Raw genomic sequence first — 13044 nt, forward strand, 5'->3', positions numbered from 1 at the left:
AAGGATTCGTCATGAAGATGCTTAAAACTCGTGCTGCTGTAGCCTGGGGCCCTAATCAACCTTTAGTGATTGAAGAGCTGGATCTGATGCCGCCGCAAAAAGGCGAGGTGTTGGTGCGTATCGTGGCGAGTGGGGTTTGCCATACCGACGCTTACACCTTATCGGGCAAGGATTCGGAAGGGGTTTTCCCCGTGGTGCTGGGGCATGAGGGTGCTGGCGTGGTAGAGGCAATTGGCGAGGGCGTGACCAGCGTGGCGGTTGGCGATCATGTGATCCCGCTTTACACCCCAGAATGTGGCGAATGTAAGTTTTGCTTATCTGGCAAAACCAATCTGTGCCAGAAAATTCGCGCTACCCAGGGCCGTGGTGTGATGCCGGATGGCACCACGCGTTTTTATAAAGACGGCCAGCCGATTTATCACTATATGGGCACGTCTACTTTTTCTGAATACACCGTGCTGCCAGAAATCTCGCTGGCAAAAATCAATAAAGAAGCACCATTAGAAGAAGTCTGCTTGCTGGGTTGCGGTGTGACTACCGGCATGGGCGCGGTGATGAATACCGCCAAAGTAAAAGCCGGCGACACTGTGGCGATTTTTGGGCTGGGCGGGATCGGCCTTTCGGCAGTGATCGGCGCGCGTATGGCGGGGGCCAGCCGGATTATTGGTATCGATATCAATACCAGTAAGTTTGAACTTGCCAAGCAGCTGGGCGCCACCGATGTTATCAATCCTAAAGACTTTGAAAAGTCGATTCAGGATGTGATTGTAGACATGACCGATGGTGGCGTTGATTTCTCTTTTGAATGCATCGGCAATGTGAATGTGATGCGCTCAGCGCTGGAATGCTGCCATAAAGGTTGGGGCGAATCGGTGATTATTGGTGTTGCCGGGGCGGGTGAAGAAATTGCGACCCGGCCTTTTCAGCTGGTCACTGGCCGCGTATGGCGTGGCTCGGCCTTTGGCGGTGTGCGTGGCCGTAGCGAGCTGCCAAGCTTTGTTGATCGCTATATGCAAGGCGAATTCGCACTGTCTGATTTTATTACCCACACCATGCCTTTAGAAGAAATCAACACTGCTTTTGAGCTGATGCACGAAGGCAAATCCATCCGCTCGGTGATTCATTTTTAATTTTTAGCCATAGCTTAGGAAACCCAAATCTTGAAACACGTAGGCCCAGAGAACACGGCGTTTCACGGAGAAAAGCGAAAGCTAGCTGTTTAGGTTTAGCCGCAAGAAACGGAAGTCATGACCTGTTTATTGGTTTTCTCCGTGTTTTAAGGTTTGGGTTTTCATTTAATTGAAAGGATGCTTATGTCTCTGGAATTGATCAGCAGTAACCGCAGCTTTGGTGGTTGGCATAAACGCTATAAGCATCAGGCCAGCAGCACTTCGTGCGAGATGACGTTTGCGGTGTATTTGCCGCCGCAAACGGCGCAGGGGGGTAAGGTGCCGGTGCTTTACTGGCTGTCTGGCCTGACCTGTAATGATGAAAACTTTGCCACCAAGGCAGGCGCGCAGCGTGTGGCAGCGCAGCTGGGGATGGCTTTGGTGATGCCAGATACCAGCCCGCGCGGCAGCGATGTGGCCGATGCGGGGCGTTATGATCTGGGGCAGGGTGCTGGCTTTTATGTGAATGCCACCGAGGCACCGTGGCAGCGGCATTATCAGATGTACGATTATATCGTCAGCGAATTGCCTGCTTTGATCGAGGCGCATTTTCCTGTGACGAATCGTAAGTCCATCAGTGGGCATTCGATGGGCGGGCATGGTGCTTTGATGATTGCCTTGAAAAACCCGCAAGCCTATCGCTCCGCATCGGCTTTTGCGCCAATTGTAAATCCCGCCCAAGTGCCATGGGGTGAAACGGCGTTTAGTGAGTATTTGGGGGACGATAGAAGCGCATGGCTGCCTTACGACAGCTGCCATTTAATGCAGTACGCCACGCAGATGCTGCCGCTGCTGATTGATCAGGGCGATCAAGATAGCTTTATGCCACAGCAATTGCAGCCAGAGGCCTTAGAGAAAATTGCCTTGGCTAAACAGTGGCCATTTACCTTAAATATCCAGCCGGGCTACGACCACAGCTATTACTTTATCGCCAGTTTTATTGAAGCGCATTTACGTTTTCATGCGGATCATTTGGGGGCGTAATTCATTTTAATAGTTAAAACCCAAATCTTGAACCACGGAGGACACAGAGAACACGGAGTTTCACGGAGAAAAACAGGATTTGAATTAAATTTGTTTCTTTGGCTTTTAAGTATTTTAAAATGAATTAATCTGAATTTTTATCGCCGCTAGTAGCATGGGGCTTAAGTCACCCCTTGAAGCACGCCGAAGCGAGGAATAAGCGGCTCGGGGTTTCGGAAAAGGGGTAGCGAGGCAGCGAGCGAGCAGCCTTTTTCGCCGAGCCGATTATCCGCAGTGAGGGGCCTTCGTGCTGGTCGGGGCGGCCTTCTTTGCTTACTTTCTTGGCCGTTCAAGAAAGTGAGTCCCACGCGGGGGAATCCCGCACCAAAATCAACGTGCCGAAGGCACTAAAAAGCTAGCTTTCGATGCATCAAATCACAAAAAAAAACGCGGGCCCCACTCGCCCTTTAAGATTCATCATCTTATAGGGCGGGTGAAACCCGCGTTTTATCGTGCATCTATCGGCAGGGCTTTCCCGCCGAGTATTAATTATTTCTGCGCGCGATCGTAGCTTTCCATGATCTCTGCGTGGGCTGCAGCTTTGTCGCCCCAGCCAGTAATCTTCACCCACTTGCCTTTTTCCAGATCTTTATAGTGCTCGAAGTAATGTTTTACTTGAGCTAACAGCAGTTCTGGCAGGTCTTCCAGTTTTTGGATGTGTGCATACATGGCACAAACTTTTTCTACGGGGACGGCAATCACTTTTGCGTCCATACCTGCTTCGTCTTCCATGCCCAATACGCCAATCGCGCGGCATTTGATGACCATGCCTGGCAGCAGTGGGAATGGCGTGTGTACCAGCACATCCACAGGATCGCCATCTAGCGACAGAGTGTGCGGCACAAAGCCGTAGTTCATTGGGTAGGACATCGATGTGCCAACAAAACGATCGACGATAATCGCGCCCGATGCTTTGTCGAATTCATATTTGATTGGGGGTGCATTAGCAGGGATTTCGATAATGACATTGAAATCGTTGGGTAAATCTTTGCCTGCGGCAATTTTGCTGATGTCCATTGGATGATTCCATAGTTTCAATTGAGAACGGCGGCAATTATAAGGCTTGCGGCGGGTGCATGCACCTTTGCTTGCAGGTATTTTGTATGCCTTGCGTGGCGCTAAAGTTTTTAAACCTTTCTGATGATCAAGCGCAACAGAAAGGCCCGCTTGAGCTAGCTTAAAGGTGAGTGATAATTTACCTTATAAAAGCAATACCTACACTGCAGTAAGCACATTGCCGGTATACACTAGGGTCTGCTGACGTTTCATTTGCAATTGTGCTGAGCCGGAAAACGGCTAGGCTCAAGGCATGCGACGAAGGCAATAACTGGTTATTTCCGAGGAGCATAACGCAGGGAATGGCCGTTTTCCGGCTCAGCCCATTGCTGGGCGAGGAAAACCCCTCGCACGCGGAGGGTTGGCTGCATTTTTGGCGTTGCACGGTGTTAAAAGACGTTCATGGTACTCGTACCATATCGCGTCTTTTGCCTTGTTCAGCCCCAAAACTGCAGCCAACGCCGCCGTGAATGAAACGTCAATAGACCCTAGGGGTCAGCCTTTTATGATCTGTCAGCCATGAAACCACACTATCTTTCTCCTCTGTTTGATCCCCGCTCTGTGGCGGTGGTGGGTGCGTCTGAGACGCCTGGCGCGGTAGGCACTACCGTGTTTGCCAATTTGCTGGATGGCGGTTATACGGGGAAATTATTCCCGGTTAATTTGCATCACGAGCAGGTGCAGGGTGTCGCGGCATTTAAATCCTTAGCCAAGGTGCCGATGGTGGTGGATTTAGTCATTATCACTACCCCCGCCAAAACCTTGATTGATTTAATTGAGGAGAGTGGCAGAAAGGGCATTAAAGCTGCCGTGATTATGTCTTGCGATTTTGTAGGGACAGACAAAAAAAGCCAGATTCTGCTGGAAAAAATCATGGAGCGGGCCCGGCATTATGGCTTGCGGATTATTGGCCCTACCGTTTTTGGCCTGTGCCGTGTCAGCGCTAAATTTATGGCGGGCAATTATCAGGGCAAGCTTAAAAATGGCAGCATGGCGCTGGTATCCCAATCTTCATCGATTACCTCAGCGATTTTAGATTGGGCCGAATCGCACGATGTGGGGTTTTCATCGGTGGTGTCTTTAGGCTCGGCTGTGGACGTGGATGTGGGCGAGGTGCTCGATTACCTCGTGGCTGATCCTAAAACCCAGAGCATTTTGCTGTATATCGAAGACTTGCAAGAGGCCCGCACCTTTATGTCGGCCGTGCGGGCTGCAGCGCGCTCTAAACCGGTGATGGCGCTGAAAGTAGGGCGCTATAACGATGCGTCTGCCGCGCATGGCCGTACCCATTCTGAGCGGCTGATCGGCCGGGATGATGTGTTTGATGCCGCACTTAAACGGGCTGGGGTGTTGCGTTTACGCTCAATTAATCAGCTGTTTACCGCTGCAAAAGTATTGAATGGCACGTTTAAAACCAAGGGCCGGCGGCTGGCGATTGTGACCAACGGTATCGGTGCCGGAATGATGGCGGTAGACCGGGCGCGCGATTTACACGTGCAGCTGCCAGAGCTGTCTGTTGCTACGGTGGCATGGCTGACCAAAAATCTACCCGCACAAGCCAGCCGTAATAATCCGGTCGATATCTTGGGCGATGCCTCGCCAGAGCGATTTAAACTGGTAGTGGAAGCCGTACTGGCAGACCCAAATATCGATGGCGTCTTGGTGGTGTTTACCCCACAAGCAGGCACCGATCATTTACGCACCGCCGAAGCGATGATTGCGCTGAAAAAAACCAGCGATAAGCCGCTGCTGATGGCGTGGATAGGCGGCAAAAAAGTCGATGCCAGCCGCAAGCTGCTGGTGAAGGCAGGCTGTGCCAGCTTTTCTGCACCTGAGCATGCGGTGGAAGTATTTTATTCTTTAGCAGCATGGCAGCATAACCAGCAGCTTCTATTACAAACCCCTTCACCACTGGGTGAGTGGGAAGCGCCGGATATGGAAACGGCGCATATGGTGATCGATAAAGTGTTGGCAGAAGGGCGCAGTCTGCTGGATGAAATTGAATCAAAAGCCATTTTGCGTGCGTTTCATATTCCGGTCGCCATGACGGTGCGCGCGAATAGCGCCGATGATGCGGTGAATGCCGCGATGGGCATGGGCCTGCCAGTGGTGCTGAAAATCGACGCTATTGATGTGATGCACAAAACCGACATTGATGGCGTGGTGCTTAATTTAAACAGCCTGATTGCAGTGGCCAGCGAGGCCAATAAAATGCTAAGCCGTGCCCACGATAAGCTGGGTGTTGAGCGTGTGCGCGGCCTGACAGTGCAACCTATGCACGGTAAAAAATATGCGCGTGAGCTGATGGTGGGTGTGGTCAACGATTCTGCCTTTGGCCCGGTGATTAGTTTTGGTGCGGGTGGGATTGCGGTAGAAGTATTTAACGATATTGCCGTATCGCTGCCACCCTTAAATGATTATCTGGCCGAGCATTTAATCCGCCGCACTCGGATTAAAAAAATGTTGGCTCCTTTCAGAAACCAGCCCGCTGTGAATATTGAGGCGGTTAAAAATGTGCTGCTGCGCGTGTCTGAAATGGTTTGCGAGCTGCCACAGATTAAGCAACTGGATATCAACCCGCTGATTAGTGATGAAAACGGTGTGATTGCGGTAGACGCCAGTATTATTGTGGCTGCGGTGGACCCCAAAGCTGGCCGTTATGCGCATATGGCGATTCATCCCTATCCATCGCATCTGATGCAGCTCACCCAGCTCAAAACTGGCATGCCCATGATTTTGCGTCCGATCCGCCCGGAGGACGCAGATTTGCTGATTCAGTTTGTTAGCCGCCTATCGGATGAGACGCGCTATAACCGCTATATGAGCGTGCTTAAATCGCTGCCGCAAAGCCTGCTGGCGCGCTTTACCCATCTGGATTACGCAAGGGAAATGGCCATTGCTGCGACGGTGCAGGCAGGGCAGGGCGAGCAAATTATCGGCGTAGCCCGTTATACTGCCAACCCCGATAAAGACAGCTGCGAATTTGCCGTGGTGATTGACGACGCCTGGCAAGGCAAAGGCCTGGGCAACCGCCTGATGGAAGCCCTCTTCACCGCTGCCCGCGATATGGGTTTATCGATTATCGAAGGCGAAGTGCTCACCAGCAATAAAACCATGCTGGCCTTTATGAAGCACCTTGGCTTCACGATTAAAACTCACCCGGAAGACAATGGGCTGAAGTGGGTGGTGAAGGAGCTGTAGCAAAAACCAAGTCTTAAAACACAGAGGGCACAGAGAACACGGAGTTTCACGGAGAAAAACATTTTGCATTGGGCATTTCTTGGGGTTTAAGTTGTTTCAACTACAGCAAAATAGGTTTATATCCTGACTTCCAGTACGGGGCTTAAATCCCCCCTGAAGCACGCCGAAACGAGGAACAAGCGGGGCGGGGTTTCGGCGAGGATGTTTGAGCGAGCGAAGCGAGTGAGTCCCGCAGCCGCCGTCTCGATTGTCCGCAGTGAGGGGCCTTCGTGCTGTTCGGGGCGGCCTTCTTTGCTTACTTTCTTGGCCGTTCAAGAAAGTGAGTCCCAAGCGGGGATGCCGCACCAAAATCAACGTGCCGAAGGCACTAATAAAAAAGATCTTTTTGACTTTGTTTGGTGCGCTGGAGCGAAATCTGCCGAACTCATAATCTCACAACAAATCAGGCGGGTTTCACCCGCCCTGCAAATGATGCAATCCCTATAAAACACCGCACAATTGAGTAACTTTATGTCTTCCGCCGTATCCTGTAGTAGCTGTAAAGCCTGTTGTTGCCAGCTAGAAGTCATGCTGATTGCAGGGGATGATGATGTGCCGCCGGAGTATGTTGAGCAAGATGCTTGGGGCGGCGAGATTATGCACAGGCTAGAGGATGGCTGGTGCGCGGCGCTCGATCGGCGCAGCATGATGTGTACCATCTATGAGCAAAGGCCATGGATTTGCCGCGATTATCAAGAGGGCGATTTTGATTGTATGGAGCAAAGAAAGCGCATCCCTATCCTGACTGCTCGCTGGCAGCTCAATCAATAAGCGCGCTTTCGCTAATGAAAACCTGTCTAAAACCTGCCTCTATTCATGATGCAGGTTTTTTTCAATTCTCTGATCTGGAATAAACCAGATCACGGCCACTGCAATATATAAAACAATCGCGATCCATACATTCAGAAAGGCGAGTGGGATGGCAAGCAGGTACATCAGCATGGATATTTTGCCTTTGCGGTCTTCGCCAAAAGCGATGGCCAACTCGGATTGATTGCCGTGAATTTTAATCAGAAAATGGGCCAGTATCGGCCAAGCCACGCTGGCCATAAAAAGTACAAAGCCATAGAGGGCAACGGCTTGCGAGGCGAAGTGGCTTTCCTGCATCCATGCGGTGGTGACCGGAATCAAAGATAGCCAAAAGAGTAAGTGCAAATTGGCCCACAAAACCGGGCCATTTATTTTGTGCACGATATGCAGCATATGGTGATGATTATTCCAGTAAATCCCCACCATGATAAAGCTGAATACATAACCCAGAAAAATGGGAATCATCGGCAAAAGCGCATGGGCATCTTCCCCGTGCGGCACTTTAAGCTCCAAAACCATGATGGTGATAATAATAGCGATCACCCCATCACTGAATGCTTCCAAACGCGTTTTGCCCATTCTTGCTGTCCATTTAAGTCATTATTTTCATTTTAGCTGAATCAGGCCGGGCTTTCTAAACCGCCATTCACTGCATGCTTGTGCCTGTTGCAGAGACGCTCTTACTATGATGCATGAATAGATTTTGTGTATAGCAATTTTCAATGTGCAAGATTTAAACTATCAATTAGACCTGAGAGAGAGGGGGGCTTAAGATGACTTCACTGCTTCACAAACAACACTTTCTCTACTTAGGAGTTACACCATGTCTTTGATTAACAGCGAAATTAAACCATTTAAAGTTAACGCATTCCACGCAGGTAAATTTACCTCCGTGACTGAAGCGGATCTAAAAGGCAAGTGGTCGGTGGTATTTTTCTACCCAGCTGACTTCACCTTTGTTTGCCCTACCGAATTAGGCGATCTGGCTGATTTTTACCCAGAATTCCAAAAAATGGGCGTAGAGGTTTACTCGGTTTCTACTGATACCCAGTTCACCCACAAGGCCTGGCACGATACATCAGACACCATCAAAAAGATTAACTACCCGATGCTGGCAGACCCTACTGGCACGCTGACCCGCAATTTTGATGTGATGATCGAAGAAGAAGGCCTAGCACTGCGCGGCACTTTCCTGATCAACCCAGAAGGGAGAATCAAGCTGTGCGAAATTCACGACAACGGCATTGGCCGCTCTGCAGCAGAGCTGATGCGTAAAGTGCAAGCCGCTCAATATATTGCCAAGCACCCAGGTGAAGTTTGCCCAGCTAAATGGCAACCAGGTGCAGAAACATTGGCTCCATCCTTAGATTTAGTTGGCAAGATTTAATTAAACCGTGGGGCGGCGGTAAGCTGCCCCTAGATGATCGCTTTTATTGCAAAAGCACTTTTTAAACTGGCGCTAGGCGCTTTTTCAATAAAAACCATGACGGAGAATTCATCATGCTTGAATCCAATATCAAAACGCAACTTGCTGCTTATTTAGAAAAACTGCAATTTCCGATTGAGCTGATTGCCTCTATAGACGAAAGCGCCGCTGCTCAGGAAATGCAAAGCTTGCTGCAAGAAATTACCGAGTTATCGGACAAAATTACGCTGCGTTTTGCAGATGCTGCACTCAAGCCTTCCTTTGGCATTGCCCGTGTTGGCGAAGAAGCCCGTGTGCGCTTTGCCGGGATTCCCATGGGGCATGAGTTTACGTCTCTGGTGCTGGGCTTGCTGCAAGTTGGCGGCCATCCGCCCAAGATTGAAGCGGCGTTGATCGAGCAAATTAAGGCTTTGCCTGGTGAGCTGCGCTTTGAAACCTTTATCTCGCTCACCTGCCAAAACTGCCCGGAAGTGGTGCAATCGCTCAACTTAATGGCGGTGCTTAATCCTAAAATCAGCCATGTGATGATCGATGGTGCATTGCATCAGGATGAAGTGAACGCAAGGCAAATCATGGCCGTGCCTTCGGTGTATTTGAATGGCGAGGCTTTTGGTCAGGGCCGGATGGGGATTGAGGAAATCGTGGCCAAGCTCGATACCGGCTTGCTTGAGCGTCAGGCTGAGGCAATTGCAAACAAAGATCAGTTTGATTTGCTGGTGATTGGCGGCGGGCCAGCAGGTGCGGCAGCGGCGGTGTATGCGGCGCGTAAAGGCATTCGCACTGGCGTGGTGGCCGAGCGTTTTGGTGGCCAGGTACTGGATACTATGAGTATTGAAAATTTTATTTCGGTGCAAGAAACCGAAGGGCCAAAGCTGGTCACAGCGCTGGAGCAACATGTAAAGCAATACGATGTGGATATTATGAATCTGCAACGCGCCGAATCGCTTAGCCTGGATGAAAACGGCATCAGCCAGATTCGCCTTGCTAGTGGCGCAACCTTAAAAAGCAAATCGGTGATTATCGCCACCGGCGCGCGTTGGCGCGAAATGAATGTGCCGGGTGAAAAAGAATACCGTGGGCGCGGCGTGGCTTATTGCCCACATTGCGATGGGCCTCTGTTTAAAGGTAAACGCGTTGCCGTAGTGGGCGGGGGCAATTCTGGCGTAGAAGCCGCCATTGATTTGGCTGGGATTGTGGAACACGTTACCCTGCTGGAGTTTGGCGCAGAATTGCGCGCCGATGCCGTATTACAGAAAAAACTCTATAGCCTGCCTAATGTGGTGGTGATTAAACAGGCGCAAACCACCGCAGTATTGGGTGACGGGCAGAAGGTGAGCGGTTTGCAATATACCGATCGCCAAACTGGTGAATCGCATCAGGTCGATCTGGCCGGTATTTTTGTGCAAATTGGTTTGTTGCCCAATACCGATTGGCTAAAAGGCACACTTGATTTGAGTAAACACGGAGAGATTGAAGTCGATAATCGTGGGCAAACTTCTTTAGCGGGGGTGTTTGCTGCTGGGGACGTGACCACCGTGCCATTCAAGCAGATTGTGATTGCCATGGGTGATGGTGCCAAAGCATCGCTGGGCGCTTTTGATCATTTAATGCGTAGTTAAAGTTTATAGGGTGCAAAACGCCAGAGGCGTTACGCACCGTGGTACTACATTAAATAAAACAGCCGCGAAGACCTGTGGGTTTTCGCGGCTGTTTTTTATATTTCTACTACTCACTTGCATGCATCATTTGTAGGGCGGGTGAAACCCCATAGGCGCTAAGCACAGTCAAAAAGACCTTTTTAGTGCCTTCGGCACATTGATTTTGGAGCGGTTAGCCACCGCGGGGCCTTCCTTTCTTGCTTCGCCAAGAAACGAAGCCAAAGAAGGCGACCCCACGAAACACGAAGGCCCCTCATCTGCGGACAATCGAGCGGCGGCTGCGGAACTCGCTCGCAGGCTCGCTCAAACAGTCCTCGCCGAAACCCCGCCCGCTTGTTCCTCGCTTCGGCGTGTTTCAAGGGGGGGCTAAAAAGCCCCGTGCAAAGAACGTGGTCAAAAGATCTTTTTGCTGCTTGCACATGAAAAAAACCATTTGCTTAGCGCACATGGGGTTAAACCTGCCGTTTATAAGCTTTTAAGACATAAAACACCCTAGGAGATTTACTTCTTGCAAACCCCCATGTCTTGCCACACGCCCCACTGGCCACTTTTTGCCGGCTCTTCACCCACTGTCCACCATTTGTTTTGGTAGTTACGCAGATTCTGGCTGACCTTGGTGTTCACTGTGGCATAGGTGCTGGCCGCTTTCCAATCTGGCGCGCAGCTTGTTGATGGTGGCGGAGTGGGTACGGGTGTAGGAACCGGGGTTGGCACCGGAGTTGGCACAGGTGTTGGTACCGGGGTAGGAGCAGGAGTTGGTACCGGAGTCGGCACAGGTGTTGGTACCGGAGTCGGCACAGGTGTTGGTACCGGAGTCGGCACAGGTGTTGGTACCGGAGTAGGAACAGGAGTTGGTACTGGGGTTGGTGTTGGCACAATTACGCCGCCAATATCCACCTTAAAGCTGTATTCCCCATTGTTTCTGACATACACACGGTTGTCTTGCACCGATTTAACTGGGGATACGCTGCCATTGCTCGCTAGTACGCCCACACTGATATAGCGCGAATTGACATTCACTTTCTGCGACAGATAGAAGGGCCAGTTGGCGGCCAAAGATGTATTTTCGCCGGTTTGGCTATCGTAGCCGGTGGTTATCGAGAAGCTTTCCACATCGCGGCCATCTTTATCAAACAGGCGGAAAGTCACCTTGGTATCGGCTTTTAAATCTTGCTGAGCGCGGATTTGGCCCAGCTCTTTATAGGTGGAGAGGCTGCCAGAGAAGTTGACATCCGAGCAGGAGTAAAACGCCTCATCGCTGTCGCTGCGCTGCCACACATTATAAATAATATGCACGCCGGTTTTTTTAGGTAGCGGGCAGCTGAGTTTGTATTTCTTATCTACGGCCGCAGTATTGCCCAAGGTGCAGAATGGCGTGTCTTCCAGATCAGACCAGGCTAATGGCTTATTGGGGTTCCAGCCATCTTTGGTAATAAAAAATTGCCAGTTGCGGGTTTGGTGCGCGGCGGGGGCGGTGTAAATGAAATCAAATTGCCCATTGGCATTAGGCGCAATGGGGGTGACTGGCCAGTCGGTACGGGCCAGATTCATCCCTGCATAATTTGATTTTCCCCCGGCGCAAAGCTGGCCATCCGGTACAAAAGCTTTGTGATTGCCATTGGGCAGCTGATTAACACCAGACCAGTCGTAAAGCATTTGCGGGCCAGAAAGTGCAACGGCCGCCTGGCAGGCTGCCGTTTTGGGGTTTTCAGGTCCTTCATTAAAGCAGCTTAAGATACGGCTGATTGGCACTTCCATGGTGCCATGGGCGCTGGCTAGTGGGGCCAGCAGGCTGGCAAGCAGGGCAGGCAGAGCGTATTTATTCATTGTTTTCTCATCCATTGTTTATAAGGGTTATGGTTTTTGATCTGCGCCAAATAACCATAATCAGCTTATTGAAAGATATGAGAAAACTCAATTGGGGTTTCGTGGGTAATATACTTATATTTAATTACAAATGTTGTTTGTGTTTGGCTAAAAAGAAATAAGCCTGTTGAATGAATAGTAAGCAGTATGGCTTCAGTCACTTATCCTTGATCCGCCGTTTGAGTGGTCAAGCCAACCCTGAAAAATACAGCGGCCCTGCCAGTTTTGCTTTGTTTAGCAGAGCATGGGGATGGCGCTGTAAATGCATTATTTTTTCAGCCAGCCTTCAATTTTACTGATGATTTCTTTATCGTCAGGCTCGGTGATCGAGCTATAGGCGGTGACTGTTTTGCCATCCGGGGCAATCAAATATTTGTAGAAATTCCACTTGGGTGTGGTATCGGCAGCAGCGCTCAGCCGTTTAAACAGCGGATTTGCATTGGCGCCGCGTACGCTGGATTTCTCCAGCATGGGGAATTCTACAAAATAGGTGAGGCGGCAGAAATCACCAATTTCTTTATTGTCGGCCAGCTCTTGCTTGAAATCATTAGATGGAAATCCCACCACAAGCAGCCCTTGGTCTTTATATTTGGCGTAGATTTTTTCTAATTTATCAAACTGCGGGGTAAAGCCGCATTTGCTGGCGGTATTCACGACTAAAATAGGCTTGCCGCTATAACTGCAAAAATCAAAAGCCTCACCTTTGAGCGTTTTGCTTTGATAATCAAGCAAAGGCGGGCAGGCAGCTAGGCTGATGGAGCTGCAAAAACCAAGCAGGGCGAGGATACGCATATAA

The 13044-nt window shown here is 50.3% G+C and carries 10 protein-coding genes; 6 read left to right on the forward strand and 4 right to left on the reverse strand.

The genetic code is table 11. From position 1 onward, the window contains the following. Positions 1-11 precede the first annotated feature (11 nt). Together DYD62_RS03805 and fghA are read left to right on the forward strand one after the other, a co-directional pair. Positions 12-1130 carry an S-(hydroxymethyl)glutathione dehydrogenase/class III alcohol dehydrogenase gene (locus tag DYD62_RS03805; protein WP_115226140.1) on the forward strand — a complete coding sequence of 373 codons (1119 nt, stop codon included), beginning with the start codon at positions 12-14 and terminating at the stop codon, positions 1128-1130. 189 nt (positions 1131-1319) lie between these two features. Further along, on the forward strand, positions 1320-2153 hold the full coding sequence (gene fghA, locus DYD62_RS03810; RefSeq protein WP_172476506.1) for an S-formylglutathione hydrolase: 834 nt from the start codon (positions 1320-1322) through the stop codon (positions 2151-2153). A gap of 528 nt (positions 2154-2681) precedes the next feature. Here fghA and ppa read toward each other — a convergent pair. Then, positions 2682-3209, reverse strand: a complete 528-nt coding sequence (gene ppa / locus DYD62_RS03815) for an inorganic diphosphatase (RefSeq protein ID WP_046350966.1) — start codon at positions 3207-3209, stop codon at positions 2682-2684. A gap of 558 nt (positions 3210-3767) precedes the next feature. Here ppa and DYD62_RS03820 point away from each other — a divergent pair. Both DYD62_RS03820 and DYD62_RS03830 read left to right on the forward strand, forming a co-directional pair. Next, positions 3768-6449 carry a bifunctional acetate--CoA ligase family protein/GNAT family N-acetyltransferase gene (locus DYD62_RS03820; protein WP_115226142.1) on the forward strand — a complete coding sequence of 894 codons (2682 nt, stop codon included), beginning with the start codon at positions 3768-3770 and terminating at the stop codon, positions 6447-6449. Between the two features lie 510 nt (positions 6450-6959). After that, positions 6960-7259: a YkgJ family cysteine cluster protein gene (locus DYD62_RS03830; protein ID WP_115226144.1), complete on the forward strand. Its 300-nt coding sequence runs from the start codon at positions 6960-6962 to the stop codon at positions 7257-7259. A 39-nt stretch (positions 7260-7298) separates the two neighbouring features. On the opposite strand, the gene DYD62_RS03835 is transcribed toward DYD62_RS03830, so the two are convergent. Next, a complete protein-coding gene (locus DYD62_RS03835; RefSeq protein WP_115226145.1) occupies positions 7299-7877 on the reverse strand; it encodes a TMEM175 family protein in 579 nt (192 codons plus the stop codon). Between the two features lie 244 nt (positions 7878-8121). Between DYD62_RS03835 and ahpC the strand changes: the two genes are divergently transcribed. Both ahpC and ahpF read left to right on the forward strand, forming a co-directional pair. Further along, on the forward strand, positions 8122-8685 hold the full coding sequence (ahpC, locus tag DYD62_RS03840; RefSeq protein ID WP_115226146.1) for an alkyl hydroperoxide reductase subunit C: 564 nt from the start codon (positions 8122-8124) through the stop codon (positions 8683-8685). 113 nt (positions 8686-8798) lie between these two features. After that, on the forward strand, positions 8799-10343 hold the full coding sequence (ahpF, locus tag DYD62_RS03845) for an alkyl hydroperoxide reductase subunit F (RefSeq protein WP_115226147.1): 1545 nt from the start codon (positions 8799-8801) through the stop codon (positions 10341-10343). A 540-nt stretch (positions 10344-10883) separates the two neighbouring features. Here the strand turns inward: ahpF and DYD62_RS03850 are convergent. After that, a complete protein-coding gene (locus tag DYD62_RS03850) occupies positions 10884-12209 on the reverse strand; it encodes a lytic polysaccharide monooxygenase (protein WP_115226148.1) in 1326 nt (441 codons plus the stop codon). A gap of 306 nt (positions 12210-12515) precedes the next feature. Then, positions 12516-13040, reverse strand: coding sequence for a glutathione peroxidase (locus DYD62_RS03855; protein ID WP_115226149.1), 525 nt, complete (start codon positions 13038-13040; stop codon positions 12516-12518). Positions 13041-13044: the final 4 nt, after the last annotated feature.

The organism is Iodobacter fluviatilis (assembly GCF_900451195.1).
Classification (GTDB): Bacteria; Pseudomonadota; Gammaproteobacteria; order Burkholderiales; family Chitinibacteraceae; genus Iodobacter; species Iodobacter fluviatilis.

Bases quoted from the DNA above. Each gene is read 5' to 3' on its own strand.
- DYD62_RS03850 (WP_115226148.1), bottom strand. From the start codon at position 12,209: ATGAATAAATACGCTCTGCCTGCCCTGCTTGCCAGCCTGCTGGCCCCA.
- ahpF (WP_115226147.1), top strand. From the start codon at position 8,799: ATGCTTGAATCCAATATCAAAACGCAACTTGCTGCTTATTTAGAAAAA.
- ahpC (WP_115226146.1), top strand. From the start codon at position 8,122: ATGTCTTTGATTAACAGCGAAATTAAACCATTTAAAGTTAACGCATTC.
- DYD62_RS03805 (WP_115226140.1), top strand. From the start codon at position 12: ATGAAGATGCTTAAAACTCGTGCTGCTGTAGCCTGGGGCCCTAATCAA.
- ppa (WP_046350966.1), bottom strand. From the start codon at position 3,209: ATGGACATCAGCAAAATTGCCGCAGGCAAAGATTTACCCAACGATTTC.
- DYD62_RS03820 (WP_115226142.1), top strand. From the start codon at position 3,768: ATGAAACCACACTATCTTTCTCCTCTGTTTGATCCCCGCTCTGTGGCG.
- DYD62_RS03835 (WP_115226145.1), bottom strand. From the start codon at position 7,877: ATGGGCAAAACGCGTTTGGAAGCATTCAGTGATGGGGTGATCGCTATT.
- DYD62_RS03830 (WP_115226144.1), top strand. From the start codon at position 6,960: ATGTCTTCCGCCGTATCCTGTAGTAGCTGTAAAGCCTGTTGTTGCCAG.
- DYD62_RS03855 (WP_115226149.1), bottom strand. From the start codon at position 13,040: ATGCGTATCCTCGCCCTGCTTGGTTTTTGCAGCTCCATCAGCCTAGCT.